We start from the raw sequence: 25493 nt of genomic DNA, 5'->3' as shown, positions 1-25493 counted from the left end.
GAACGCCTTATTAGATTATTACCATGATTGCACTTTTTTGAATAAATAAAAGTGACATTTATATTATTTTTGTATTGAAGAACATTTTACTACGAGGTCTTTATGGAAGATATCATTGGTATTGCGAAAAATATTAAAGAGCGTCTTTGTGATGAATTTAGCAAGGGCTATTCTAACCGTGCTGTTGCAAGAGTGTATTGTGAAAGAGCTGGTGGCGATGTTACGTATTTTTTGACCAACAAAGCGAATGAAACTGTTAAGTTTGGACATGACTTCGTTGGTAATGTAACCACAATTGTTGGTATGCAAGCTCAGCCGAATATTGGAACAACTGTGTATAAGAATACACTATTGGGTAGAGCTTTGATTGGCCAGTTGGGCGTAGATACTCAATATAAGGCCCCTAAAGGCATAAAAACGGTAAGGCCCGTGAATCGTGCTGTGTATGTGCCTTTTGGTGAAAATGCTGAGGATGTTCAGATTAGTCTTGCTGGCGATGCAAATCATTATGTCTATTCTTCATTGAATGAGTTGCTTGCTTTTAAAGCGGGCGAGGAAGCTAAGCTTCAAGAAAAACAGGATCAGCTGGAAGCTCTCCAACGAGAACAAGAACGTTTAAGACAGGAAGAGGCTGAAGCGAAGGCTCGAGCTGAAGAGGCTGAACGCGCTCGCCTTGAAGCGGAACGAATTCAAAGAGAACAGGACGCAAGGGAACGGAGAGAAGAAATTGCTCGCATACAACAGAATATTGCTGCTGCGGAAGAAAATATTAAAAAACAGAGAGACATTCTTCATAAAAATGTAATGCTCCGTTCGCAGCATATTCTTGATCCGTATCAAGAAGACGCGAAACGTTCACATATTTATGATGGCATTCCTATTGTTATTGATGGCGGACCAGGTACTGGTAAGACTACAACGGTCATTCAAAGATTAAAATTTTTACTTTCCAAAGAGTCGTTAAAAGAATATGAAGCCCCACTTTCTGATAATCAACTAAGCCGTTTCGATGATCCTCATCGCTGGAGCCAGCAATGGTTGTTCTTTTCTCCGACGGATCTTTTGCTTCAGTTCCTTCGTCATAATATGCATGAAGAAGAACTAAATGCAAATGAAACGAATACTCGTACAATAGAACGTTTTCGTAAGGTGATGCTTCGTGAATATGGCATCATAGATCCGGCAAATCCGAGATTTATTGAGTGGAAGGATAGGAGCGGGGACTTGCTCATTCTTCAACCGAAATTAGCTATAGACGCATTTGAAAAATTCTGTATTGACCAGATTAAACAAAAACGCGACAAGATTGTATCCTTAGACGTGTCTGATTATGTGTGGTCTAGAGAAGCCAAGGATCTTAAGGAAATTTGCCAAAAGAATGATGTTGTTGATTTGAATTCTTTGATGCGGCTTTTAGAAGCGCTTTATGAAAAGCGTGATGATTCGGTAAAATCTGTAGAAGATATCCTTAAAGAAGAACTTGAAGACCTTTCAGTTGCTGTTAAGCGTTCTATTATGAAAGATGATGCTGTTTCGGCTTCCTTGAGGGACTTGTTCTCTCAGTGGCATAATGATGCTGACGAAGATGCTGCTGATGATGTTCTTGAAGAAAACGATGAATCATCAGAAGCAGAACGAATTGATTTTGATACTGAACTTTATACGAATGTTCGTAAACTTATTCGTAATATTGGCTTGAAAAAAGTTGACGCTAATGCACGAATTAGAGGGCGCCAACAGGAACTCTATAAAATTGTAGAGCCGTTTATTGAACAGTCCGTTGATGAAGAATCGCTGAAAAATATTGGCGAATATGTACTGTTTTCTAAAATTTTTACATCTTTTAGTCGTGGTACGGAAAATTTATTCATCAATAAAATTCCGCAAATGTATAAGCTGTTCCGTAAAGAGATGCTTGTGCAAAATGATTCAATGTACAACAATGCGCTTCTTGAAAAAATAATCAGAAAGGATAGCAATAGATGTCTGCATGCGGATGAGCAAAATCTTTTAATAGGGCTTGTTAATAATGCTCTTTACACATTTAGCAATGCCTTTGGACGCAAGTTTAGAGCTAGGTTTCTTGAATTGAAGGGTAAATCAGCGAAGGCGTATAAGGAATTTTGTCGTCCGATTATTGGTATTGACGAAGCCACGGACTATACGTTGATGGATTATTATTGTATGATATCATTCCGCTTCTATGATTTTTCATCGATTACATTGAGCGGTGATCTGATGCAGGGAATGCGTAAAAACGGAATTCAAAGTTGGGAAGAGTTAAGAGATCTTTTCCCGAATCTTGAAGTGTTCTCCCTGAATATCAGTTATCGACAAACTCCGACTCTTGTTGATATGGCTAGGGATCTTTACAAGGACAGCCTTGGTGAATATCCCGCATACAACAGTAAAAAAATTAAAATGGAAGATGACGCTAAACCGATTTTGATGATTAGTGACGATATGAGTCAAAAGGTTGAATGGATTTGTAAACGTATTTTGGATATTTATAAGAAATACGACCTTTTACCATCTATCGCAATTTTTGTTGGTGATGATGTTGATGTCGGGAAATTTATTGAGGAAATTGAAGATACATATATCCTAAAAGGAATTGATGTCGTGGATTGTACGGGAGGCAAAACTCTTGATTCGAAGGAAGTTGTCCGAGTCTTCAGATTGTCTGAGATTAAGGGTATGGAATTTGAGGCTGCGTTCTTCTATGACATTGACACTGCAATTCAGGGAAAATCCAATGAGTTGATGCGAAGAAATCTTTATGTAGGCGTGTCACGTGCTGCAAGTCATCTTGCTGCAACTATGACAACTGCAGATGGAAATGAATCTATCATAAAGTATTTCGAAACAGAGAATGCCAAATGGTAAGATGTTTTACAAATGAATAAGTCATAATGATTATAAAACCCGATGATCAGATGGTCACCGGGCTTTCAATAATCTAGAGAAAATGAAAATTTCGAACTTATTATGTCGGCGTTTAATATAGCCGTGTCGCTTAAGCTTAGGGCATCTTTCCTTTCCAGGTGAAAGAAATTTTTCTGTGGATTCTTGGATGGCTGACTTTTTTCTTGTCTGTCGTATCGGATGTGGTCTGTGGAATGTTTGTTTGATCTTTAAGATTGAAAATGTAATCGATTGCTTGTTGCGAGGGGTTTTCGAAACCAAGTTTCTTGAAAAGTGTTACGCCATCCAAGTTACTGCTTGCATTTTTCTGCATAGCGATTGCTCGTTCAAGTAAGTTTAATCCTGTGTCGAAGAATTCTCTGCATCCGTTGCGACCGCCCGGTAGAGGAAGAACTTGTGAAACGAATCCCGTTCTTTTCATTAAGACTCCCGTAGACTCAAAATCTTTCTTTGCTTTGCTGTATGCGCTGATATTGGGAATGCTATTGCGAAAAATCCAAATGCTTCTTAATCCCTCTACTATTTTGGATTTGGGATTTTGCAGGGCTCTTAGAGGAATGCCTGATTCAACAAGAATGCGTGCGCAGTAGTGGAACGCGTTGTTGTCTTGTGCTAGGGGAGGTCTTCCTAATACACTTTCTGCGGTGTTTATTAAGGATGCCCATTGGCTAGAACTTAAATCATCAAGGCCGATTTCAGAGGTGTATTCTGGTCTAATCGTGAGGTCCCAGTCATCAGAGCATCTGTTGATAAGTGCGCATCGAATCAGGAATAGGGTTGCAAAAATTTTTGCTTCAATAGGTGTTCCTGTTTTGTAGTAGGTGTCACGATCTTCGTCATATCGATATATGGCTTTAGAATAGTCGTACGAATTCAACTGTTCTGTGATATCTTGGATGTAGTCGTTTAGTTCGTTTATGCTTGCGTTACTAAAACAGCTCCACTTGTAGATGGGGTTCTTTAGGTTGCCTGCTGAGTAGGCAAGACTATTCCAATATGTGTTGATGTCGTATGACATAACGGTAATATTCCTTCTTGTTTTTCAAAAAGATAAATCAAAGATGTCTGTTTGTCAAAAATTTTTAGAGCCAAGTGTATAAAAGCCCGATGATCCAAAGGTCACCGGGCTTTTCGTTCAACTAGGAGGTAGGCTAAGGACTTTTTTACTTGCAACCCTTTGTGGCGTAGCACCTGCCGTTTTTGTAGATGACAGTCTTTTCTTTTGTGTAGCGGAGAATTATTGTGCCGTCTTTGGTGGTGTAAGTCTTTGTGCGTGCCATGTTGGACTCCTTTTAATTGTTGTTTCTACTTATATATCGAAATGAAACTAGTGAATGTAAAGCTCAAAAAAGAAAAAATGGTAGTGTTAAGGGCTGTTTTTTCATTTGACGCTTAACATGTTTACTCCCAAATATGATTTTTCGATATTATTATATATGTGTTTTTGGAGGTTTTCATGGTAGCGCTTCCTTCGATGGCTCAAGTTGTCGCCTGGTTTGGCTGGGGGAATGGCCCCGGCGCCATTGCTGCTGTCAGTGCCGTTTTGACGATAGTCGTTTTGTTGGCTCCTGTCATTGCGGGGCTGATTTTATTTGGGCTTGAACGTTTGCAAGTGTCGCTCATCGGGTCGCTCAATCGCGATTTGGCGTACTTTTTCGTGAATTTTGTGACGTTTCCGGGGACGTTTGTGCATGAGATGTCTCATTTGATATTCGCTGTAATTACAGGGGCGGAAGTGAATGAAGTCTGCATGTTCGAAAATGATGGTGGGCGCCTAGGCCACATCAGTTACCGTACGAGGGGGCCATGGTTCATGGAGGCTGTGCAGCATTCGTTAACCGCAGTGGCTCCGACAGTTGTCGGATTTGTACTTGGCTATGTGTTGCTTAAGTATATCTTTGCAGGGACTCACTCTGTTTGGGCTTACGTCGGGCTTTGGTATTTGGTCATTTCGCTGATTGATCATTCCACGATGAGCAATTCAGACCTGGAGCATTATTTTCAGGGCGTGTGGATTTTTATCCTTCCGGTTTTCCTTGTGTTTTTCGGGCTAGGGTATTGGGGATGAATTTTTTCGCCATGTGAAAAAATCGCCAGCCGGTGGCTGACGATTTGATGATTCTCTAAGCTGAGGCGGCGTTGTCTAGCAATACATTTACATAGGTTTGATATGGAATGCCTGCGGCTGCAGCTTTGCGTTTGATTGCGTCCACTGTTTTGACCTTGAGCCTTATGGAATACATTTTCTTTTCTTCCTTGGCTTCGGCTATGGCACGGCTGATGCGTGCTATGGATTCCTCGATAGTTTCCGACTCGTGTCCTCCGGTGATGATTATCGGATCTCTCATTGTGGTGTCGTTTTCAAGAGCCTCAATTTCTTCCTTAGAAAGAAAATCATCAACCAGCTTGAAACCCTTGGGCAGTTTAACCTTTTCGGGCTTTTTTCTCTTCATCTTCATGAGCTCTCCTTACGGTTATCAAAGTTTTTAAATCGTCAGAAACAATTAATGTCCAAAAATGATTGTCAACTTCGGATGTGATTTTAGATACACCTTCTTTATCGGATGGATCCCGTACTAGGTCTTTTCTCCGCAGTACTTTTCCAAGCATTTCTACGGTAAAGCCTCTTTCACGCATTCTTTCAAAAGCGTGTTTTGTAATATTCATCTATTACCCTCTTTATTATAGAAAATGTATAGACTGATGTCAATACGTATTGCAATATATCAAATGAATATGGTTCATTTGATTTTTGTCTTGTTCTTGGGAAATTTCCACGATTCGCGTGGAAATGGGATGCTCTTGCGGTGCTGTTGGCGAGGGTTTTCCTCGGCGTTACTTGGCGCAGTTTAATCTGCGCACTCGAGCAGGCTGTTTCTCCTGCCAGCTATCCAACAACATCTACAAGAATGTGGATGCGCCTCGTCGCGGATGCACGTACGGGCCATAGGCCTATGCCGACTGTCACGAGGATTGTCGAAATACGAGGATAAATATATGAATAGGCAAAAGGAAAGTCAATAAGGCGCATTTTACTATGACAAAACCCGATGACCTGACGGCCACCGGGCTTTTTCAACTAGGAGGTTACTATGGAATTTTACGTTATTGACTAGGCGTTACGCCGCCATGAGGAGGCGGCATTCGTCTTCGAGCCCGCAGTCAATCAAAAACTTGCAAATGTTCTTCTTGATCTTTCCCGTGTTGGCGCGGGTGCAGTGCAGCGCTTCGGCGACTTCGACGTCGGTGTACTTGTCGCAATTGCGGCTCACCTCGTACATGGTGTCGAATGCCTTGAGCATCTTGGGGCTGTTGGCGAGGCGGTGCCTGATGATGTCGATGATTTCGCACTGTTCGTAGTCGCTTTCGAGCACGTTGCGTTCCCCGGTGAATGGGTTCATATCGCCGTTGTCAATGATGGAGTCGGCTTCGTCATCGTTTTTTTTCAGCCTGCTTTCGGCTTTTTCGACTTTGTCGCGCTTGGCGTTTTTGCGCTTTTCGTCAGCCATGTGCCAGCTGATTTTTTGGGCGAAGAACGCTTCGAAGGGAACTTTCAAGGTCGGGTTGAAATCCTGTACAGCCTTGCAGAAGACCATGTAGGCGTCACCGGCCAGGTTGGCCTTGCGTTCCTTGGGGCTGCAGCCGTTGAGGTTAAAATCGGAGCAAATCTGGAACGAGTTCTTGGCGACGAGTGCCATGACGTAGTCCCCGAAGATGTCCCAAAGGGTGTACATTGCCTTGTCGTGGGCGTATTCGCTCGGGGCGGCCTGGGCAATGGCGATGAGGTTGTTGATCTGGGCGGCGGTAGCCTTGGTGTTGTTGTGCTGCATAAGCAAGCTCCTTTGGGAAGTTGAAAATTTTGAGACAAGACGGCAAAACGCCCTTTGATAGTTTTTTATCAAAAGACTATGGCGTGAATTGCTGAAATGTTGTTTATTTGGTCAAGCCGTTTGCTGGACCTATATAGACGAAAACCGGTGTTGCGCTGTTCAATGCGCTGGAAAAACGAATAGAGAAAATCTTATTCAATCTCATGCTCCTAAATATAGAAAACCGGTATGTCATAATATGACAGCCGAAAATTTCTTTTGTAAAGTTTTCTAAACTTTTGAGATTGAAGAGTGTAGACGTCCAAATCATATCCGTGTTATATATCGATTGCTGATGTGAAAAAGTAAACTGGGAAAAGTTGAAATTTTTTTTGCGTGCCGTATTTACATGTGGCTGAGATTATTCGATATCATTGTGTACGCTTCTTTGGAGGTTAGAGTGAAATTCTTTAAAATCTTTTCTTATAAAATTTTCGGCCAGCCTTTGGGCTTGTTGCTAATCGTGATGGCTTTCTGGTATGTCGTGGGTGCATTGGTGTCCGGCAGGCTAGAGATTTCGTGGAAAACTCCCCATAATTATGCGCATTGTCCTGAAAAGGATATTGATAGCTACTATTTTCAGAAGCTCGAGACCTTTGTGGACCCGCGCGACAGCAATGAATATATAGTGCTGAAGTATGCTGGGTATACTGGCTGCGACATGTCGGAACACGATTCGGGCTTTGTGGCGGGTGGTGATACCGTGACTTTCCACTTGATGCTGGAAAATTTGCGATACAAGACGCATTGCAGTTTCTGCCTGGATTCCACTTGCGAACGAGGGCGCTATTATTCTTCTATAGGGCGGCTCAACGCGTGTCCTGCGGGCTGGAAAATCGCCTCGGCGGAGCAGAATGCGGGGCTGTTTTTCTCCCCAAAGGGGCATTTGATGTATTGGCCGACATTTAGCCCTACTAAGGTTGTTGATTCTTTGGACCCGAGTGGCCTGCAACGTTTGCGTGCTCACCTGCACGAAGAGACTTATGGGTGGGTCGATACGGTTGAACTGAACCTGTCCGGGTTTTACAATAACGAGAAGGATTCTATGGAATTAGTGGACTCCCTGAGCGTCGTCTGGACGAGTGATGGGTTCCCGACTGTGATTGTGCCGAACAGTTACACGAAAGAACAGCAAGATGGGATTAAGGAAACCATGAGAGGTATCCTCTTGAAACAGGATTATTATTACCCAATCCGCTGCATCCGTATTGACGATCCGAACCACATGATGGATAGCCAGAAATCGAATATGACTACGTATTACAACAATATGAGACAATTGCCGTATCTGTATCGGTAAAAAGGAGAACCTATGCTTTTCGGTAAAAAACGCTGGATATGCGGCGAGGTGGAACAAATGCTGTTGGCGCTCCACCCGGCGTACGACATCCGTGTCAAAATCAAGACTAACGGGAAAACAGTGGATTTCCCGTTCCGCGATAACGAGGGCAAGATGTTCGTGGACCCTTATAGGCGCGATGTCGTCAGTGTGGACGTCGATTACATGCGGGAGGGCTATCCCGTAGAAACATTTTATGTCGGGAAGGACGGACTCGCTGATTGGAGTGTGCCTTACATCAGGGAACGTCTGGATCGGTATGTCTCGCAGTTCCCCAAGATGAGCTGGACAACAAGTTTGAAGCGTTTGGCAAATATGCGCGAAGAACTCCGCACGGCGATCTGCAATAGCATGGGGGTGAATTTCACCCGTTTGGAGGGCGACACTTCGTCGTCTATTGGGGTTGCCTTTAATTGTCTTTCTCTTGAGCAGAGGCGGCGAGTCTGCGATGTCATTTGCAACCTGGATAGCGATGCCATCTCGATTCAGGCTGACTTTTTGCTTGATAACGTGGATGAAAATCGTATTTACGCCACGCTCGATGAACTCGCTCTGTACGATGCCGCGAAAGAAGCGGAACAGTACGGATGTGGGGAGGACGGGCTGGGGTTCTAGGGGAAAATATTGAAGAATGCAACAAAAGGAACGCTGTGCGTTCCTTTTTGTATAAATGAAAACCACCAGCTAGGCTGGTGGTTCAAAAGAGCCTTCTGGCGTTGCGCCCTCGGATAAAAAGAAATCCCTTGATTACTGTTGATATGCGGTCTGCCAACTGCATAACAATAAAATCAAAGGATTTCAAATGAATAATAGAAATAATAACACATTGGCTCATACATCGTGGAACTGCAAATACCATATTGTGTTTGCTCCCAAATTTAGAAGGAAGGTCTTTTATGGGGAGAAAAAGGTCGAAATCGGAGCAATCCTGAGAAAGCTTTGCGAATGGAAACAGGTCAATATTTTGGAGGCTGAGGTTTGCCCGGATCACGTTCACATGTTGGTCGAGATTCCACCCAAAGTGAGCGTTTCGGGTTTTGTCGGGTACTTGAAAGGGAAAAGTAGCCTGATGATCTACGAAAAGTACAAATCACTCCAGTTCAAATACCGTAACAGGGAATTTTGGTGTCGCGGCTACTATGTTGACACGACTGGTAAAAATACGGCAAGGATTGCAACGTATATTCAAAATCAGCTGAAGGAAGACCAGTACGGAGAACAGTTGACAATGCTGGGAAAACTATAGCCCGTTTACGGGCCGCCGGTAAGGACAATTCGCAAGTGGCGGATTGACCGACGCGACGTGACGCGTGGCTAGTATCCTAGGGCAGGGCCCGCATATGAAGAACCACCGGCTTTGCCGGTGGGTTCCTTTTTGTATTGTCGAAGATTTCCTTGTTAATAAACCTTACGCACTTTCTTCCCATTCCTTTTCGACATCTGACTTCGGGATTTCAATCTCGTCGAGGAACTTGCCCTTCGTTTGTGCGATGAACGCTTCCATTTCTTCCCAGCTGGTGCGGATCAGGTAAATGAGGTAACGCAGGCTTTCGTAGCATTCGATATCGTCGTGGTTTTCGAACAGCTCGGAGTAACCGTCGCTTTCGTACAGAGCGCCGGCTTCTTGTAATTTGTCGAGTTCGTCGGAATAAGTGTCTTGATCCATCCACCAGTCGAATACGGATGAGTCTGTCTTGAAAATCATCGGCATTCCATCGCATTCGGTGATGGTGAAAAAGAACGGTTTTCCTTTCGTTGTTTTAAGTTCGACTTCTCCGACGAAAATTGCTGGGTCCGGGCCGCCGCTGCACTGATCTACGCGGGCGTTTGCAATCTGGTACTTTTTCATGAGGCGTTCTCCTTGTTTGTGCCTTCTGTAATTATTATCGTAGGCAAAGTCGTAAGTGTAAAATGAATTTTTAAAAATTTATTATGATTAACAAACTTAAAAGGTCTTTAGATGATGTTTGGGCTGTTTTTTGTTTATGAAAGATCAATCTCATTTTGTATATTGTTGTAAGAATGCATAATATGTTTTAAAAGATATGGTGATTATGACAACAGAATACTCTATCAACGAAATTGAGGCGTATTACAGTGAATGCTTTTCAAAGGATCTGAAGGGGTATTTTGAAAATGGTAGGTTGTCCCCTTGGGGAGGCTGCTTCCCGTCTAGGCGTAATCATAAAGAATGGGTAATATTTGTCTCTCTTACAGCTTCTTTTTATGCTATACAGGTATGTTTAGAACAAAAATGGAGTAGAGACTCGGCTATAAAGTTAATGTATGAATTAGGCGTCAATTGGATGATTTTCAATGCAGACTTTAAGTTATTGGAGTCATTTCTAGAAAGATCTGGTATCAAACGAGAGATAAACCAAATAAAAGAAATTGAAGATATTCTGGATGTGGCACCCATGGTTCTGCAATTTGTGATAGAAAGGCTTGAGCCGTTCTTCAACTCATATCAATCTGATGGCTTTAAAAAAGAATTTTTTGATAAGAATTTCATTGTAGGATATATTCGTCACAGTCTTTTTGAAACGCTACGTATATTATATCGACAATATAAACCTTCAACAGGCCTCACAGGAATTGTCTTTAATTCTAAAATATTTTCTTTTTATTATAGACAAAAGTTTCTCGGGCAATTAAAGCGGTATTTCAAATCAGCAAAGGATGACGAAGGATTCGTTGAAATTCTGTATATTTATGATGGCGTTAACGATCGTTGGGAAGACGGACGTCCAGGAGACGATGCTACCGAAAATATCATGTTTTCGATAATCTTTATGTATATGATTATGGCGGAACAAACTTTTTTAGAAAAAGTGGAATTTCGAGAGGTCCGTTTTCATCAATGTTCTAAGTGGCCTTTTATAAGTTCTGGACCGGGAGCGGGACCTTATTTACATCCTTTAAGAACTTTGGAACTTGCTGGGTTGATTCCGACAAAGAGTGAAACTTCTCTTTATCTAGAAATGGCTCTAAAAATATTTCCTGTTCTACGAGAAGAATTTTTTTCAATTCTAAATAACAAAATGAACGATGTAATAGATGGGCATTTCAGGGCGAGGATAAAGAAGCTGCTGTTTAATGAAGAAAATAACATTAAGAGTATTCTTGAAGAGTGGGCGATATCTTCTGAAAGAACAATTTCTGAGGTGATTCAAAAATTAGGTTTCCGTATAGTGAAGCCTTTTTGAAATTTCTGATAGAACTGTTTTGTAATAGAACGGTTTCTTCTTTTGTATTTGCTTTTTGGGGGAATGTTGAACTTTTCCCCCGCCCGAATCCCCTCGCGACTGCTACGCGGCCATGAGCTGGTTGAATTCTGCAGACAGACCGTTTTCTTCCATCATGCGGAGGAGCGCCTTGCGGTACTGTCCGACGCATGCGCGGGTGCAACCCATGTATCTTGCGACGTTGGCGTCGCTGTAGTCATCGCCTTCCTTACAGACTTCCAGGCTGGCTTCGAAGTACTTGCTCAGCTTGGGAGAATTCTGGATGGCGTGGCTGAGGACCTGGACTGCATCTTCCCAGTAGCAGTCGTTTTCGATGCTGTCGTTGTGGGCGATCCCCTTGAAAATTTCCATCATGCGGGATGCTTCGGGGGTGCATTCGGTGCTGGGGCCGCATTCCAGGGAGAAGTCCACGAATTCTTCGCGCTTGCTGTGTTTGGTGTTGTTGCGCTTTTCGGTGGCGAGGAACCAGCTGCTCTTCTGGGTGGTGTAGGCGATGAACGGAACGCCCAGGGACGGGTTGAATGTGGCTACGGCGTTGTAGAACAGGTAGTAGGCATTGCCAGCAGGCTGTCCTGACGTTCCTTGGGGCTGTAGCCCTTGAGGCTGAAGTCTGAGTCCATCTGGAAGGATTTTCCGGCCATGATACCGGCGATTTGGTCTCCGTAGAGGTCCCAGAGCTCGTTGATGGCCTTGTTGCGGATGTCCTCGTTTGCGGCGGTCTGGGCGATGGCGATGAGGTTGTTGATGGCGGCGTTGTTGGTGTTTGTCATGTGGTGGCTTCCTTTGGGTGATACTTGGGTTGTTTTGGATGGCGATGGTGGTGAAAAGACGACAGAAAACACCCTTTGATTATTATCAAAAGGCAAAAAAGGCGTATATATTTTTATTTATGTGGCCGATCCGAGTGTTGGAGCGGTAGCGGGCGAGGCACTCAAGGTTTTGGTGCCGGAGAAAGCGACGGAGAAAAATTCAAATACTCTCATATCTTCAAAAACAAAGATAGAAAATCCGACTGTCAAAACATGACGGTTAGAAGTTTTAATTTGTAAATTAGAGTTTACAACAAAGATTTTGTAATCGCTTTACATGATGTTTTGCCAGATTTTTCTACTTCTTGTACCATGGCGGGAGCTTGCCTGCCCTTTCGAGAGATGTTCCCTTGAATGCGTTTTTGGATTTTGGCTTGTGGGCGAATTTCCAACCGCTTACATCTCCGCTGAATTTTGAAGCGGTGAACATTTCGTGGAGGTCGGTCACGTTGGAGACGTTCCAATGACTGATATCTCCGTTGAATTTCGCTCCATAGAACATGTTGTTCATGTTTGTTACGTTAGAAACGTCCCACCCGCTGATGTCTCCGTTGAACAGGCTTTGCTTGAACATGCTGCTCATTTCTGTGACGTTCGAGGTGTTCCATTTGCTGATGTCGCCGGTAAATTCGCTTTCATAGAACATGCCGTGCATGCTTTTGACGTTAGACACGTTCCAGTTGCTTATGTCCCCATTGAATTTTGAAGCGTTGAACAGATAGTTCATGCAAGTTACGTTACGGATGTTCCAGTTGCTTATGTCTCCGTTGAAGTTGGAACCGCTGAAAGTTCCTTTCATGTCGGTCACGTTGGAGACGTTCCAATGACTGATATCTCCGTTGAATTCGGAACCGCTGAATGTCCCTCTCATGTCGGTCACGTTCGAAACATTCCACTTGCTGATATCTCCATTGAATTCTGAATTGTAGAACATTTCGTGCATGTCGGTGACGCTGGATACATTCCATTTGCTTATGTCGCCGTTGAATGCGCTTCCTTTGAACATGCCGCCCATCTTAATCACGCTGGATACATTCCAATCGCTTATGTCACCGTTGAACAGGGATCTTTCGAACATGCCATGCATATCGGTGACGCTAGAAACATCCCACTTGCTCAAGTCTCCGTTGAATGGTGTTCCCCAGAATAAATCGCTCATGTTCGTGACTTTCGATACGTTCCATTTGCTGATATCGCCCAAGAATTTTTTGTTTCCGGCAAACATGGCGGACATGTCGATAACGTTAGAAACGTCCCACAGACTGATGTCTCCGCTGAATTCGGAGTCGGTAAACATCTTGTGCATGTTGGTCACGCTTGATACATTCCATTTGCTGATATCCCCGTTGAATGCGGACTGTTCAAACATGCTTTCCATATTCTTGACTTTGGACACGTCCCAACGGCTAAGATCCCCGTTGAAAGGGGTGTTGTGATAGCGCATGTACTTATAAATGTTCGAATAGAACATGTGCGACATGTCCGTTACGTTGGACACATTCCAACCGCTGATATCTCCGTTGAAGTTGGAATTAAAGAAGAGCCGACTCATGTCGGTCACGTTGGAGACGTCAATGAAATTCAGGTCGCAATTTGGGCCATGTTCTGCAATGGCTTTGTTAATGAGTTCGATGAGGTGCTCTTTGTTCTGTGCGACGACGGTAGTTTTGTTTTTGCTCGCAATTCCTTGATAAATGTTATTGAGCAAATGGTTCCATTTATACGCTGTTGAGCGCATTCGGTGCGTGCCCGCGTCAAGATAAAGGTTGCGGCGGAATGCTATGGTGAGTGTTGGGCAGTCTGGCGATCCGACAACGCTGCTGATAAATGGCGGATTGATACTAATGTTGTAATGGCCGGATTCAGCGAATGATTTCTGGACGAATTCGATGATTTTGTCGCTGGGGCGGCTTGCATCGTCATTGAATGCGATGGCGATGTCGATGCGGTTGCCGTCTTGATCGATGGCTTCGGGAGTGTCGTCTGCGAAACTTATTCCGTTGATAAGGAATGTGTTTGGGCCGTTCGTTGCGGCGGCAAGTTCGCTTTGGTTGTCAATAATGGTGATGTCGCTTGCCCGAAGCGAATTCGATAAAAACGTGAAGAGGGTATCTGTCAAATCGTTTTCTTTGTCGGCGAATGGAGCGTTGAGCACAATTTGCATGAGTGTCCTCTTTTGGTGTCTGTGCTTTAATTATCGTATGGAATAAGAAAAATATAAAAAGTTTTTTGAAAATTAATGACCGAAGTAACCAACGCCTCCTTTTTCCAGCATTTTCTCTCGTCCTCTAACTACTGCGTACTAGCCACTAACCACTATAATTTCTATCTTTGGGCTAGCTCAGACAATATCGCCTGGGCGTAAACAATCACCGGCTTGCAAGAGTCGCTTCGGTGGCGCGGTACAATTAATATTGACTTCGCTTTGTGGCTTAATTGCAGTCCGGGTAGTAACAACCGAAAAGGAAAATATACTATGGCTAATTTGCCTTCCGTCGAAGATCTGCTTGCTGCAGGCTCCCACTTTGGTCACCAGACTCAGCGCTGGAATCCGAAAATGAAACCGTACATCTTGGCAGAAAAGAACGGCATCTACGTTCTCAACCTCTCCAAGACTCGTGACCTCCTCGAAGAAGCTGCTAAGGCTGCTGCCAAGATTTCTGAATCTGGCAAGACCGTGCTCTTCGTTGGCACGAAGCCGACTGCACGTCAGTGCGTGCTCGACGCTGCTGCTACCTGCAACCAGTTCTCCGTCACCAACCGTTGGTTGGGCGGTATGCTCACGAACTTCCAGACTGTCCGCAAGTCCATCAAGAAGATTGACAAGATCGACACCATGGAACAGGACGGCACCTTCCAGGCTCTCTCCAAGAAGGAAGTCCTCGACAAGACTCGTGAACGCGCCAAGCTCCTCGACGTGTTCGGTGGTATCCGTGAAATGGTGAACCTCCCGGGCCTTCTCGTCGTGACCGACCTCGCTCACGAAAAGATCGCTGTTGCAGAAGCTCGCCGTCTCCACATTCCTATCATCGGCATCTGCGACACGAACGTCGATCCGACCCTCGTGGACTACCCGATTCCGGCAAACGACGACGCTGTGAAGTCCCTCAAGCTCATTGTGGACTACATCGCTGCTAACGTCAAGCCGCGCGTCGCTGCTGACAAGAAGGAATCCAAGGAAGAAGTGAAGAAGTTCGACAACGGCGAGGACAAGTAATATGCAGATTACCGCATCCCTCGTTAACGAACTCCGCCAGAAGACTGGCGTCGGCATGATGCAGTGCAAGAAGGCACTCGTCGAAACTGACGGTGACATGGACAAGGCCGTTGAACTCCTCCGCAAGCACGGTGCTGCTGTCGCTGCAAAGCGCGCAGACAAGGCTGCTAAGGAAGGCCGCGTTTACCTTATCGAAACTGCTGACAAGGCTGCCGCTTTCGAACTCACCTGCGAAACTGAACCGGTTTCCAACAACGACGACTTCGTTGCCCTCGCTGCTATGGCCACCAAGGCTGTTGAAACGCAGGATATCGCTTCCGTCGAAGATCTCAAGAACGCTGTCGTCGATGGCGTCAAGATCAATGACCGCCTCCAGGACGTCCTCGTGAAGATTCAGGAAAACATTGACTTCCGCAAGTTCGCAGAAATCAAGAAGGTCCCGAACTCCGTGTTTGGCGTTTACAGCCACATGAAGGGCAAGATCGGTGTTATCACTGAACTCGCTTTCGAAGGCTCTGCTGACGAAGCTGCTCTCAAGCAGGCTGCTAAGGACATCGCTATGCAGGCCGCTGCATTCGCTCCGGTTGCATTGAACGATGCTGCAGTTCCGGCTGAAACGATCGAAAAGGAAAAGGAAATTGCCAAGGCTCAGATCGAAGCTTCTGGCAAGCAGACCAAGCCTGAATTCATGCAGCGCCAGATTGATGGCCGCGTGGCTAAGGTCCTTAAGGAAATCGTTCTCGAAGACCAGGAATTCTTCATGTCTGAAAAGAACCCGAAGAAGCTCTCTGTCAAGGACTACCTCCAGGAAGTCGTTGCAAAGCAGCTCGGCCTTACCAGCTTGAAGGTCGTGAACTTCATCCGCTTCGAACGCGGTAACTAAGTTCGCCTGCTGTCATCCTGGAGCCTCGACAGAGGCGATAGGATCCAGATCGAAAATTAAATTGGTCGTCCCTCGCGGGGCGGCCTGTTTTTTTATTAATAAACTATATTTTGTGAAACAGGAGAAGTTTATGCTGAAAAAGTTCTTGTCTTTCTCGTTAACGGGTTATGTCGCTCTTGCTCTTTTTGCTTGTACCGATTCTAATTCGGTTCAGGCTTTGGATTTTGGCAAAAATGAAGAGGCTGGTGTAAGTTCTTCGCTTGAAGCTTTATCGGAAAGTTCTTCGTCGCAAAAATCGGCTGAAAGCTCTTCTTCTGAAGAATCTGTATTGCAAAGTTCCGCATCTGAAACGCTCCCCTTTGACACGACGGGAATCAGACCTCAGCTTATAAAATATACGATCGAACCGGATACATTCTCGAATGAAACCAGAGAAAAAGCAGGTCAGTTCCTTGGACATTTCATCACGACCGATGAAATAGTTAATCCGTACTGCATGGTCATGCATGTTTATGAAAGCGGCAAGATCGTTACAGATTATATGGGCGTTCGTGATGTTTCGAATTGCGTACTTGTCGTTCGAGAGGATTCGCTTATGTTCTCGAATATCCGGAATTGCAGAAATGTCCCAATTTGGGGATCGTGCCAAAATGCGGAAGCATACTCGCGAAAAATTAAGGTCGGAGATGATGAATACTACTTTGGCGTATCTGAAAAGCAGTTGCAGCTAACGCAGTTGACGGATTCGACGATGACTATTTGGATTGCCACAAATCCGTCTTATGAACCCAAGGAAACTACGCCAAGTACATGGAAAAAAAGCGTCTTCGAAAAAGATACCATGGTGACATCTGTTGCGAATAAAGTTGATCCGAGTTATGTCGATACAATTTCCATTAAAAAGTACGGCTTGACTATTACAGATTGGGGCAATACATGGATTTTTGAAAATGAAACCTGTACGACCGAAGATTTTGTACGTGACTCCGCGAAAACTCCGGAGGAACAGTGCAAGGACTGGGAAAATTACCGCAATAGTTTTGTCGATTGCACCGCTCGCAACATGAAGACTCCTAAAGACGTTTATCCTAGATTGTGCCGTCCAAGTAAAATAGACCATTACACCGTCTGGTGCATACTCGATAGCGAAAAGCCAACAGAATTAATCGAAGATTAGAGATTCTCGCCGCATCCTGAGCGGATACGCTGCCCCCATCCTGCGAAATTAAATTGGTCGTCCCTCGCGGGGCGGCCAGTTTTTATTCGCGTTGCTCCAGGTTGACCTTGTAGCCGTGTTCTATGGTTGTCCCGAGCCGCAACTGGATTAACTTCATCGCATGCTCGCGTGCTCTGCGCTTGAGCTCCTCGCTGTTTTCCTGCTCGTACTTTTTTTGTTCGGAAATAAAGAACTGCTTGAAATCTTCAAAGCGGATGTTGTTGAACCAACCCTGCTTTTCCCAAAGAATCTGGATGCTCTCGAAATCGATGCTATGGCTCAGAATCCTGGGCTCCGGAAGGTAAATGAAAATACTTTGCGTGTTCGGCTCGACAAGAATTTTGATGTCTTTCAAGTCATAACCCAGCTTGACATCGCCCTCATAAACAAGCGAGAATTCTTTGATGGATTTGTTGATTCTCCAGTCGGGCATGTATTCGAGGAGTTTTTTCGCGTCCTGGTAGTTTGCATTTTTGCGGTAGTGGTGGTGGAGGGTCGCAAGCTCCGAAATCTCGCTAATTTGCTGCTCCACAAACTCGCTTGTGATGCTCGTCCGTTTTGTGTCGGAGTACAGCTTTTTCATGACAAGCGCAGTCGTTACACTTGTAACGCAAATGATGAGCAAAATTGCAATTATTTTTAGAGCGGGTTTCATGCTATAAATTTATGCAAAAAAGATGCGAAAGGTAAAGCTCATCGGATTTTTCTTGTCATCATTTCTTTCGTCTATAGCGTCTTCTTCATGCTCCAGCTGCCAATTTTTCGGCCGTCGTGCTCAATTTCACATTCGTGGAAGACCTCGTAGCCTCGCTTGCTGTAAAAAGCGAGGTTTTCTTTTGAATTTGTGAATAGCGCCAACTGCTTGCCGCCGCGTTCTCGTACATATTCTTCCATATAAGTTAAAAATTGCGAACCGACGCCCTGCCCCTGTGCAGACGGGTCTACTTCGAGCATGCTGAGATACCAGATGTCCGGCCCTGATTTCTGAAAATCGTGGCAGGGCTTGCTGGCGCCTTCGTCCATGGCCACGAATCCATTGATTTCGCTCCATTTCGTGTTAAGGTATACTCGCCAAAAACCGTGTATGATGTATTGGAATGCGGAAGGTTTCTTGAAGCCGGGTGCCTCCAGTGTTGCGCGGGCAACCAGCTTGCCGTCCCGATGCGCTGCCAGTAAATCTGCTTTTCCATAATTTGCTTTTAGGACGCAGTTCATAAAAATCTGCACCCCCTTTCGGCTTTTTTCTGCATCACGGAAATAGAGTGTGACATAGTCGTAATCCTCGTATGCCCTGGCCATAATTGCGCTCGCCTCGTCAAGTTCTTCGCGAGTCTGTAAACCGAATTCGAGTTTCATGGTTACTCCTTACCTGTGTCTGACTGGTCTAACATCTGAGTGAGAAGAGCGAAAAATTCCTCGGGCACATTTTTATGGAACGCAATTCCAAACATGTACGGAATTTTCGCTGCAGCAAATAGCGGAAGCCGGCGGGTCGCTTCTTCGATTTTCTGTTTGTCGTTAGTCCCGAGATAGGCCGAAAAGAAAATGTTCCAGTGGGTCTTCATCGTTTCTGACGGCAGATGAAATAGAAAGTCTAGTTTATCTGCATCTGGCATGTGCGCCAAGTTCCACATTAGCGCAAGATCCCATTCTGGAGCGCCGTAACCGAACCCGCCCAAGTCAATCCAGAGAGTCCTCTTTCCGTCGGTGATGGCGTTGCCAATCTGCAAATCGCCATGGAGGCAAGTCTCGGTATCTGGAACTTTATCCAAAAATTTCAAGATGCGGTTTCTGTAGTCTTCCGGTACAAAATCCCTTTCGGAATAGAACTGCGTAATCATTTGCTTGTAAGACTTGAGCCGCGAAGTATCTGCTTTTGTCGCATGTAGCTCTCGTGCCATGCGTGCAAATTCCAAGGAAATCTCTTCTAGCTGCTCGGGCTCCTGCGAAATGATTCGCGAAAAAGAACGCTTGCCTTGAATGAGCTCGTATTCCTCGCCAAAACGCTTGCCATCCGTAATCAAACGATAAGGCTCAGGCGTAGAAATGCCCAATTCGAATGCCGTCCGCGATGCCCAAAATTCATTTTTTATTGTGTTTGCGTCAAAATCCGGATTGTACAACTTTGCAAGCGATTTGCCGTTCCTATGCGTATACGCGAGCGCAGTCCCGCCTTCGCCCGTCTGGATGTAATCATTCAGATCAATCTTCTGAAAATCGTTGTTCGCTCCCATAAAAATTCTCCATCTATTTATAAAGCTATACAATTTTTCGGGTGATAGCGCGCGGGGAAGGAAAATAATTGGGATATAAACAAAACCCCGACTCGCTAGAGTCGGGGCCTTCAATTTCGCGTTAGCGAGGCTTAAGCCTGCTTGTAGCTTTCGAGCGATTCCACGCGGAGGCTCTTCACAAAGTTGTAGTGCTTTGCGACTTCGGCTTCGGTGAGGTTCAGGTACACCTTCATGCTCTTGTCGAACAGTTCCGGTGCCTTGGTAGCGTCGCGGAGGAGCAACTGGGTCATCACGCAGTTGGCGGCGAGTTCGTACAAGTGACGGCTGCAGAGGTCGGTGAATTCGTTGTTTTCAACGGACTTCACGTATTCAATAGCTTCGTTGTACTTTTCGTCCATAGCCTTGGCGCGGGCCTTGAGGCTTTCGTATTCCGGGCGAACGTCCATAGCTTCGAGTTCTTCGAGCATGAGGCCGTAGCTGCCGGTGGTGATGTGCGGGAGTGCTGCAACCGTCTGGAGCTGCGTCGTACCTTCGTAAATGGAGGTGATACGAGCATCGCGGTAGAGGCGCTGGCAAGCGTATTCAAGCATGTAGCCCGAACCGCCGTGAACCTGGATACAGTCGTAGCTGTTCTGGTTTGCGTATTCGGAGTTCATGCCCTTGGCGAGCGGCGTGCAAGCGGAAGCGAGCTTCTGGTAAAGCTTGAGTTCCTTCTTTTCGTCGTCGGTGAGCTTGCGGGTGCGTTCGATGTCTTCGAGGCACTTGTAGATATCGACGTAACGAGCTGTCTGGTACAAGAGGGCACGACCTGCATCGAGGCGAGCCTTGATGTTCGAAATCATTTCGTAGACGGCCGGGAAGTTCACGATAGCCTGACCGAACTGCTTACGGTCCTTGGCGTAGGCGAGAGCTTCATTGTAAGCCATCTGGCTGATACCCACGGACTGTGCTGCAATGCCGAGGCGTGCGCCGTTCATGAGGGCCATCACGTACTTGATGAGACCGAACTTGCGGCGGCCGCAGAGTTCAGCCTTGGCGTTCTTGTAGACAAGTTCGCAAGTCGGGCTTCCGTGAATACCGAGCTTGTTTTCGATGCGGCGAACGTCAACGCCACCGTCACGCTTGTCATAAATGAACATGGAAAGACCACGACCATCGTGCGTGCCTTCTTCGGAGCGGGCGAGCACCAGGTGAATGTCGGAGTCACCGTTCGTGATGAAGCGCTTCACGCCGTTCAAGTACCAGCACTTGTCAGCTTCGCTGTAGGTGGCCTTGAGCATCACGCGCTGCAAGTCAGAACCTGCATCCGGTTCGGTCAAGTCCATGGACATCGTTTCGCCGGCGCAGATGCGCGGGATGAAACGGGAACGCTGGTCTTCGTCGCCGAATTCATAGAGCGTCTCGATGCAGTCCTGGAGGGACCAGATGTTCTCGAAACCGGCGTCTGCAGAGGCGATCATTTCGTTGATGGCCGTGTAGGCGGTAATCGGGAAGTTGAGTCCACCGAAGCGGCGCGGCATCGTGACACCGTTGAGGCCAGCCTTGCGGGTGGCTTCGAGGTTTTCGTAGGTCTTGGATGCGTAGCGGACGCGGCCGTTTTCGCAGTGCGGGCCTTCGGCATCCACGTCTTCGGAGTTCGGGAAGACCGTGTTTGCGGTGATGTCGCCAGCGACTTCGAGCACGCGGTTGTAGTTGTCCATAGCGTCGGCAAAATCTTCCGGCGCATAGTCGAAATTGTCCTTGTCAGCAAATCCGTTTTCCTTGAGCTCGACAATGCGTTGCATCAAGGGGCTGCTTTCGAGGTTGAATTTAATCTCGGGGTGATCTGTGTAGAAATTTGCCATAGCGCTTACTTGTTGTTTGCCTTGTAATACTTGATCATCTTCGGGAGAACTTCTTCGACGGTGCCGTTGATCACGTAATCAGCGATAGCGTTGATCGGAGCTTCGGGGTCGGAGTTCACGGAGATGATGATACCTGAATCCTGCATACCAGCGAGGTGCTGGATCTGGCCGGAAATACCGAAAGCGATATAGACCTTCGGGCGGACCGTCACGCCAGTCTGACCGATCTGACGGTCATGATCGACGAAACCTGCGTCCACAGCGGCGCGGCTAGCACCGACTTCAGCGTGGAGTTCCTTGGCGAGTTCGAACAGCATGTCGAAGTTTTCCTTGGAACCCATGCCGTAACCACCGGCGACCACGATCGGAGCGCCCTTGAGGTTGTGTTTGGCCTTTTCCACATGGCGTTCGAGCACCTTGACCACGTATTCCGTTTCCGGAACGTACTTGGCCACGTCGTGCTTGATGACTTCGCCCTTGTAGTTTGGGTCCACGATTTCCTTCTTCATCACGCCTTCGCGGACGGTTGCCATCTGCGGACGGTGTTCCGGGTTCACAATCGTTGCGACGATGTTACCGCCGAATGCCGGACGGATCTGGCAGAGCTGGTTTTCGTAGAACTTCTTCACGCCACCGATGCTCATTTCGAAGCTGTCGATTTCGAGTTCGGTACAGTCAGCGGTAAGGCCGCTGTGCATGGCGCTGGAGATGCGCGGGCCGAGGTCACGGCCGATAACCGTTGCACCGAGCAAGCAAATCTGCGGCTGTTCTTCCTTGAAGAGGTTCACCACGAGAGAGGCGTGCGGGTTGGTGGTGTAGGGGAACAGGCCTTCGGCGTCGAACACATGAACCTTGTCCACACCGTAAGGGAAAACCTGTTTTTCAATGCCATCAAGGCCCTTGCCAGCGCAAATGCACTCGAGCTGAACGCCGAGAGTGTTGGCCAACTTGCGACCCTTAGAAAGCAGTTCAAGGGAAACGTCAACGACGGTGGTTCCCTCAATTTCGCAATATACAAATACGTTATTCATAGGTTAGCCAATAATCTTCCCGTCTAAAAGTTCCTTGATAAGTCCTTCAATGTCGGCGTCGCTTGCGGAGAGCGTGCGGCTTTCCTTGGCCTTGAACACGATGTTCTTGACGGCCTTCACGTTCGTCGGCGAGCCTGCCTTACCGATCTGGGCCGGGTCGGCGTCGATATCGGCGGCACCCCACTGCGGGATGTCGAGGTAGGGCTTCTTAGCGATGAGAGCTGCGTACTTGTCTGCATCTTCCGGCTTGCGTTCGGCAACTGCAGTAGCGTTCTTGAACTTCATGATGCGCTTTGCATTGCGCGGACGGCACGGAGCAGCACTGCCGTTCACGGTCACGACCAGCGGGAGCGGTGCTTCCACAGTTTCGACACCACCGTCGATGTGGCGGCGGATCACGACCTTGCGTGTCTGTTCGTCGAGCTTCAAGATTTCTTCGGCGTAAGTGACCTGAGTAAGTCCGAGCTTTTCAGCAATCTGCGGACCGACCTGTGCGGTATCGCCGTCGATAGCCTGGCGGCCACCGAGGATAATGTCGTAGTCACCGATCTTCTTCACAGCCTGGGCGAGCGTGTAGCTCGTAGCGAGCGTGTCAGCACCACCGAGCGGGCGGTCCGTCACGACGTAACCGCAGTCAGCACCGCGGTACAAAGCTTCGCGGACGACTTCGGCAGACTTCGGGAGACCCATGGTCAACACGGAGATGGTGGAACCAGGGAACTGGTCCTTCAAACGAAGGGCTTGCTCCAGGGCGTTCAGGTCTTCGGGGTTGAAGACCGCGGGCAATGCGGCACGATTGATAGTACCCTGCGGTGTCATGGCGTCCGGGCCTACGTTTCGTGTATCAGGTACTTGCTTTGCAAGCACAACGATTTTAAGACTCATATTACTATAGTGTTTTAATTTAACGGTTAATTGAAAATCCTGCTACTCTGCAAAATTTTACAAGCTACAAGATAGATTTATTAAACCCGACGGATTTCTGAATATGCTCCGAACGGACTGAAAATAACTCCATTTTAAGTTTTGTGTAAGTATTTTGTAATAAATAATTTTGGCTAGGTGGGGGAGACCTCCCCCTGATTGCAGCCTTGCCCTAACATCATATTGCTCCTGATGCAAAATCCAAGTGTCACCCTGAGCGAAGTGCGAAACGCATGTGTCATCCTGAACGAATGTGAAGGATCCAGTAAAGGTATCGGTTGCAAATATGGGGCAAGTCTTCCATCACCCTCTCGCCTAGGGGCTCTGCCCCTAAAACCCTGAATCGCTTGAATCTTGTAAAAAAGACCTTGAAAATAGGAGAAATTGACAAAATTATTTGCACTTGTGAAAAAAAATCTTACTTTTGGTGTAAGAAAAAAACAAGTCTCATATGAAATGAGAAAAATTGCTTTTATGTCAAGTGAAGTGGAAAGAGATAATTCGGGTGAAAATCGTTTTTCTAGTAAAGATCTTAGAGACTTTCTAAAGCTTTTATCAGAAGAAGATTACAATGAATTAATTTACAATGAATTTTCTTTGCAATTTGAATTAGGCTTCTTTTTAAGAAAAAGAGGTTTTAAGGTTTATTTTGAAATAAATGTGAAAAATGATAAAGTCTGTGGAAATTCTACTGATTTATCAAAATTTGTGAAGAAGGAAATAGACCTTTTTATAATTAACGGTGATGGTTCCAAAAGTGCCGTTGAGTTAAAATTTCCCACGCATAAAGCCTATAGCAAACGAAAAAAAGATTGCGAAAAAGATGCTCTATTTATGGAGCGAGTGAGTCTTGAAGATGGGGTTGCAAAAACATATTGCCTTGTGCTTGTTCACAATAATGAAATTGGAGAAAAGTATAGGGCGAAAATGAATGGTGTTTGTTGGGAACCGATTGGAAATGTATTCTGGTTCTCATTACAGGAATTTGGGTGATTTTTTTATTGGTTCTATTTGCATATATAAATGGAGGTTTTTGTTTATGCTAAAAAATATAATTTTAATTCTTTTGCTGATTTCAAGTGTGACTTTTGCGGAATATCAAGCAAAAGTTGATGCGAATGTATTGAATGTCCGAGCTACAAAGTCGGCTTCTTCGAAAGTGATATCTAAGTTGAATAAAGGTGATGAAATCACCGTGTATTCTTGTAGTAATGGCTTTTGTGAAATATCGCTAGGAAATAAGAAAGGCTATGTAAGTGAAAACTTTATATCGTTTGTAGAAACTTCGAAACCGAAAGAATCTCCTAAAGTGGATAAACAAAGTGATAATTCTGGATGGTTGTCTCGATTTGTAATAGCTGTGATTTTGTATCTTTTAATAATTGTGTCCTTTTTTAAAACAATTGCGGGACTCTTTAAGTTTTCGATAATAGCTTTTTTGCTCTATTCTTTGTGGGGGTTCCTTGTTTATGGTTCACCTTTTATGGGAATTATCGTGTTTGGTTTTATAGCGAGTTTAATTCTTTTGATTCCGATTAAGTTCTTGGGGTATGTTTTTGGAGATCAAACTGCGAGTGTGGATACGGAAGAAGAACGAATACAATGGCGCGCAGAACGTGAACAAGAAAGAAATCGAAAGCGGGAAGAACGTAATATGGCAGAACAGAAAAGAATGCTGTACGAGCAGGAACTGAAATCTCGTAAGGAACAAGAATTAAGGGCTAAGCAAAAGAGGTTTATTGCGGAAGTTTTTATGCAAGGCAGTCGTGCTGAATGCCGTTTCATGGATGGAAATGGTAAGATAATACCGTTTTATAGTCTTTCTGTTCAAGCCGATGCAGTTGTAGGATATACAAGTACAACCGTAACTGTTGTACATGGACATAATCAAAATACTTATCAATTAAGTGACAGCGGCTCGTTGAAAATGATTTCATCTCGTACAAGAAGGTAATGA

General features: G+C 45.6%; 25 protein-coding genes. 11 read left to right on the top strand and 14 right to left on the bottom strand.

Going from position 1 to position 25493, the window contains the following annotated elements; all coding sequences use genetic code 11:
- Positions 1-102: 102 nt before the first annotated feature.
- Entirely contained in the window at positions 103-2886 is a 2784-nt protein-coding gene (locus tag B9Y77_RS10500) for a hypothetical protein (protein ID WP_085491582.1), read from the top strand.
- A 136-nt stretch (positions 2887-3022) separates the two neighbouring features.
- Here the strand turns inward: B9Y77_RS10500 and B9Y77_RS10495 are convergent, their stop codons facing one another.
- Entirely contained in the window at positions 3023-3943 is a 921-nt protein-coding gene (locus B9Y77_RS10495) for a hypothetical protein (RefSeq protein ID WP_085491581.1), read from the bottom strand.
- A 438-nt stretch (positions 3944-4381) separates the two neighbouring features.
- On the opposite strand from B9Y77_RS10495, the gene B9Y77_RS10490 reads away from it, so the two are divergent.
- Positions 4382-4993 (top strand): hypothetical protein, encoded by a 612-nt coding sequence (locus B9Y77_RS10490; RefSeq protein WP_085491580.1) that lies wholly within the window; start codon positions 4382-4384, stop codon positions 4991-4993.
- Positions 4994-5048: 55 nt separating this feature from the next.
- Here B9Y77_RS10490 and B9Y77_RS10485 read toward each other — a convergent pair whose 3' ends face one another.
- The 3 genes from B9Y77_RS10485 to B9Y77_RS10475 form a co-directional block, all read right to left on the bottom strand.
- Complete coding sequence (locus B9Y77_RS10485) at positions 5049-5384, bottom strand: CopG family antitoxin (RefSeq protein ID WP_014546501.1); 336 nt, start codon at positions 5382-5384, stop codon at positions 5049-5051.
- The gene (locus B9Y77_RS10480; RefSeq protein WP_015732127.1) at positions 5350-5592 is read right to left on the bottom strand and encodes a DUF4258 domain-containing protein; all 243 of its coding nucleotides are present in this window, start codon (positions 5590-5592) and stop codon (positions 5350-5352) included. The genes B9Y77_RS10485 and B9Y77_RS10480 overlap by 35 nt, the downstream gene beginning before the upstream one ends.
- Positions 5593-6044: 452 nt before the next feature.
- Positions 6045-6755 (bottom strand): hypothetical protein, encoded by a 711-nt coding sequence (locus tag B9Y77_RS10475; RefSeq protein WP_085491579.1) that lies wholly within the window; start codon positions 6753-6755, stop codon positions 6045-6047.
- A gap of 439 nt (positions 6756-7194) precedes the next feature.
- Between B9Y77_RS10475 and B9Y77_RS10470 the strand changes: the two genes are divergently transcribed.
- The 3 genes from B9Y77_RS10470 to tnpA all read left to right on the top strand — a co-directional run bounded on the left by B9Y77_RS10470 (position 7195) and on the right by tnpA (position 9379).
- Entirely contained in the window at positions 7195-8094 is a 900-nt protein-coding gene (locus B9Y77_RS10470; RefSeq protein WP_073424908.1) for a fibrobacter succinogenes major paralogous domain-containing protein, read from the top strand.
- A gap of 12 nt (positions 8095-8106) precedes the next feature.
- The gene (locus B9Y77_RS10465) at positions 8107-8748 is read left to right on the top strand and encodes a hypothetical protein (RefSeq protein WP_085491578.1); all 642 of its coding nucleotides are present in this window, start codon (positions 8107-8109) and stop codon (positions 8746-8748) included.
- Between the two features lie 187 nt (positions 8749-8935).
- The gene (tnpA, locus tag B9Y77_RS10460; protein ID WP_085491577.1) at positions 8936-9379 is read left to right on the top strand and encodes an IS200/IS605 family transposase; all 444 of its coding nucleotides are present in this window, start codon (positions 8936-8938) and stop codon (positions 9377-9379) included.
- Between the two features lie 162 nt (positions 9380-9541).
- Here tnpA and B9Y77_RS10455 read toward each other — a convergent pair whose 3' ends face one another.
- Positions 9542-9982, bottom strand: coding sequence for a hypothetical protein (locus B9Y77_RS10455; RefSeq protein WP_085491576.1), 441 nt, complete (start codon positions 9980-9982; stop codon positions 9542-9544).
- Between the two features lie 205 nt (positions 9983-10187).
- Between B9Y77_RS10455 and B9Y77_RS10450 the strand changes: the two genes are divergently transcribed.
- The gene (locus B9Y77_RS10450; RefSeq protein ID WP_139260835.1) at positions 10188-11339 is read left to right on the top strand and encodes a hypothetical protein; all 1152 of its coding nucleotides are present in this window, start codon (positions 10188-10190) and stop codon (positions 11337-11339) included.
- Positions 11340-11441: 102 nt separating this feature from the next.
- On the opposite strand, the gene B9Y77_RS10445 is transcribed toward B9Y77_RS10450, so the two are convergent.
- The 3 genes from B9Y77_RS10445 to B9Y77_RS10435 form a co-directional block, all read right to left on the bottom strand.
- Positions 11442-11789 carry a hypothetical protein gene (locus B9Y77_RS10445; RefSeq protein WP_085491575.1) on the bottom strand — a complete coding sequence of 116 codons (348 nt, stop codon included), beginning with the start codon at positions 11787-11789 and terminating at the stop codon, positions 11442-11444.
- 116 nt (positions 11790-11905) lie between these two features.
- On the bottom strand, positions 11906-12148 hold the full coding sequence (locus tag B9Y77_RS10440) for a hypothetical protein (protein WP_085491574.1): 243 nt from the start codon (positions 12146-12148) through the stop codon (positions 11906-11908).
- Between the two features lie 337 nt (positions 12149-12485).
- On the bottom strand, positions 12486-14351 hold the full coding sequence (locus tag B9Y77_RS10435; protein ID WP_254900004.1) for a BspA family leucine-rich repeat surface protein: 1866 nt from the start codon (positions 14349-14351) through the stop codon (positions 12486-12488).
- A 312-nt stretch (positions 14352-14663) separates the two neighbouring features.
- On the opposite strand from B9Y77_RS10435, the gene rpsB reads away from it, so the two are divergent.
- The 3 genes from rpsB to B9Y77_RS10420 all read left to right on the top strand — a co-directional run bounded on the left by rpsB (position 14664) and on the right by B9Y77_RS10420 (position 17464).
- Positions 14664-15404: a 30S ribosomal protein S2 gene (rpsB, locus tag B9Y77_RS10430; RefSeq protein ID WP_015731872.1), complete on the top strand. Its 741-nt coding sequence runs from the start codon at positions 14664-14666 to the stop codon at positions 15402-15404.
- A gap of 1 nt (position 15405) precedes the next feature.
- Positions 15406-16287: a translation elongation factor Ts gene (gene tsf, locus B9Y77_RS10425; protein WP_014545687.1), complete on the top strand. Its 882-nt coding sequence runs from the start codon at positions 15406-15408 to the stop codon at positions 16285-16287.
- Positions 16288-16417: 130 nt separating this feature from the next.
- Positions 16418-17464: a hypothetical protein gene (locus B9Y77_RS10420; RefSeq protein ID WP_085491573.1), complete on the top strand. Its 1047-nt coding sequence runs from the start codon at positions 16418-16420 to the stop codon at positions 17462-17464.
- An 82-nt stretch (positions 17465-17546) separates the two neighbouring features.
- Here B9Y77_RS10420 and B9Y77_RS10415 read toward each other — a convergent pair whose 3' ends face one another.
- From B9Y77_RS10415 to B9Y77_RS10390, 6 genes are all read right to left on the bottom strand, one after another.
- Positions 17547-18158: a DUF4230 domain-containing protein gene (locus B9Y77_RS10415; protein WP_085491572.1), complete on the bottom strand. Its 612-nt coding sequence runs from the start codon at positions 18156-18158 to the stop codon at positions 17547-17549.
- A 71-nt stretch (positions 18159-18229) separates the two neighbouring features.
- Positions 18230-18859 carry a GNAT family N-acetyltransferase gene (locus B9Y77_RS10410; RefSeq protein ID WP_085491571.1) on the bottom strand — a complete coding sequence of 210 codons (630 nt, stop codon included), beginning with the start codon at positions 18857-18859 and terminating at the stop codon, positions 18230-18232.
- 2 nt (positions 18860-18861) lie between these two features.
- On the bottom strand, positions 18862-19737 hold the full coding sequence (locus tag B9Y77_RS10405; protein ID WP_085491570.1) for a TIGR02172 family protein: 876 nt from the start codon (positions 19735-19737) through the stop codon (positions 18862-18864).
- Between the two features lie 131 nt (positions 19738-19868).
- Positions 19869-21581, bottom strand: a complete 1713-nt coding sequence (locus B9Y77_RS10400) for an acyl-CoA dehydrogenase family protein (protein ID WP_085491569.1) — start codon at positions 21579-21581, stop codon at positions 19869-19871.
- A 5-nt stretch (positions 21582-21586) separates the two neighbouring features.
- Complete coding sequence (locus B9Y77_RS10395) at positions 21587-22612, bottom strand: electron transfer flavoprotein subunit alpha/FixB family protein (RefSeq protein ID WP_072827777.1); 1026 nt, start codon at positions 22610-22612, stop codon at positions 21587-21589.
- A 3-nt stretch (positions 22613-22615) separates the two neighbouring features.
- Positions 22616-23497, bottom strand: a complete 882-nt coding sequence (locus tag B9Y77_RS10390; protein WP_085491568.1) for an electron transfer flavoprotein subunit beta/FixA family protein — start codon at positions 23495-23497, stop codon at positions 22616-22618.
- A 444-nt stretch (positions 23498-23941) separates the two neighbouring features.
- On the opposite strand from B9Y77_RS10390, the gene B9Y77_RS10385 reads away from it, so the two are divergent.
- Entirely contained in the window at positions 23942-24529 is a 588-nt protein-coding gene (locus tag B9Y77_RS10385) for a hypothetical protein (protein ID WP_139829301.1), read from the top strand.
- A 46-nt stretch (positions 24530-24575) separates the two neighbouring features.
- The gene (locus tag B9Y77_RS10380; protein WP_176221747.1) at positions 24576-25490 is read left to right on the top strand and encodes an SH3 domain-containing protein; all 915 of its coding nucleotides are present in this window, start codon (positions 24576-24578) and stop codon (positions 25488-25490) included.
- The last annotated feature ends 3 nt before the right edge of the window (positions 25491-25493 follow it).

Origin of the sequence: Fibrobacter sp. UWB13 (genome assembly GCF_900177805.1) — a bacterium.
Lineage (GTDB): Bacteria > Fibrobacterota > Fibrobacteria > Fibrobacterales > Fibrobacteraceae > Fibrobacter.
This window is presented reverse-complemented; position numbering and strand designations above follow the sequence as displayed.

Coding starts and splice junctions, on each gene's coding strand:
- B9Y77_RS10475 (WP_085491579.1), bottom strand. CDS start 6,755: ATGCAGCACAACAACACCAAGGCTACCGCCGCCCAGATCAACAACCTC.
- B9Y77_RS10490 (WP_085491580.1), top strand. CDS start 4,382: ATGGTAGCGCTTCCTTCGATGGCTCAAGTTGTCGCCTGGTTTGGCTGG.
- B9Y77_RS10435 (WP_254900004.1), bottom strand. CDS start 14,351: ATGCAAATTGTGCTCAACGCTCCATTCGCCGACAAAGAAAACGATTTG.
- B9Y77_RS10485 (WP_014546501.1), bottom strand. CDS start 5,384: ATGAAGATGAAGAGAAAAAAGCCCGAAAAGGTTAAACTGCCCAAGGGT.
- B9Y77_RS10380 (WP_176221747.1), top strand. CDS start 24,576: ATGCTAAAAAATATAATTTTAATTCTTTTGCTGATTTCAAGTGTGACT.
- B9Y77_RS10450 (WP_139260835.1), top strand. CDS start 10,188: ATGACAACAGAATACTCTATCAACGAAATTGAGGCGTATTACAGTGAA.
- B9Y77_RS10390 (WP_085491568.1), bottom strand. CDS start 23,497: ATGAGTCTTAAAATCGTTGTGCTTGCAAAGCAAGTACCTGATACACGA.
- B9Y77_RS10440 (WP_085491574.1), bottom strand. CDS start 12,148: ATGACAAACACCAACAACGCCGCCATCAACAACCTCATCGCCATCGCC.
- B9Y77_RS10405 (WP_085491570.1), bottom strand. CDS start 19,737: ATGGGAGCGAACAACGATTTTCAGAAGATTGATCTGAATGATTACATC.
- B9Y77_RS10500 (WP_085491582.1), top strand. CDS start 103: ATGGAAGATATCATTGGTATTGCGAAAAATATTAAAGAGCGTCTTTGT.
- B9Y77_RS10400 (WP_085491569.1), bottom strand. CDS start 21,581: ATGGCAAATTTCTACACAGATCACCCCGAGATTAAATTCAACCTCGAA.
- B9Y77_RS10420 (WP_085491573.1), top strand. CDS start 16,418: ATGCTGAAAAAGTTCTTGTCTTTCTCGTTAACGGGTTATGTCGCTCTT.
- B9Y77_RS10480 (WP_015732127.1), bottom strand. CDS start 5,592: ATGAATATTACAAAACACGCTTTTGAAAGAATGCGTGAAAGAGGCTTT.
- rpsB (WP_015731872.1), top strand. CDS start 14,664: ATGGCTAATTTGCCTTCCGTCGAAGATCTGCTTGCTGCAGGCTCCCAC.
- B9Y77_RS10465 (WP_085491578.1), top strand. CDS start 8,107: ATGCTTTTCGGTAAAAAACGCTGGATATGCGGCGAGGTGGAACAAATG.
- B9Y77_RS10415 (WP_085491572.1), bottom strand. CDS start 18,158: ATGAAACCCGCTCTAAAAATAATTGCAATTTTGCTCATCATTTGCGTT.
- tnpA (WP_085491577.1), top strand. CDS start 8,936: ATGAATAATAGAAATAATAACACATTGGCTCATACATCGTGGAACTGC.
- B9Y77_RS10495 (WP_085491581.1), bottom strand. CDS start 3,943: ATGTCATACGACATCAACACATATTGGAATAGTCTTGCCTACTCAGCA.
- tsf (WP_014545687.1), top strand. CDS start 15,406: ATGCAGATTACCGCATCCCTCGTTAACGAACTCCGCCAGAAGACTGGC.
- B9Y77_RS10455 (WP_085491576.1), bottom strand. CDS start 9,982: ATGAAAAAGTACCAGATTGCAAACGCCCGCGTAGATCAGTGCAGCGGC.
- B9Y77_RS10410 (WP_085491571.1), bottom strand. CDS start 18,859: ATGAAACTCGAATTCGGTTTACAGACTCGCGAAGAACTTGACGAGGCG.
- B9Y77_RS10395 (WP_072827777.1), bottom strand. CDS start 22,612: ATGAATAACGTATTTGTATATTGCGAAATTGAGGGAACCACCGTCGTT.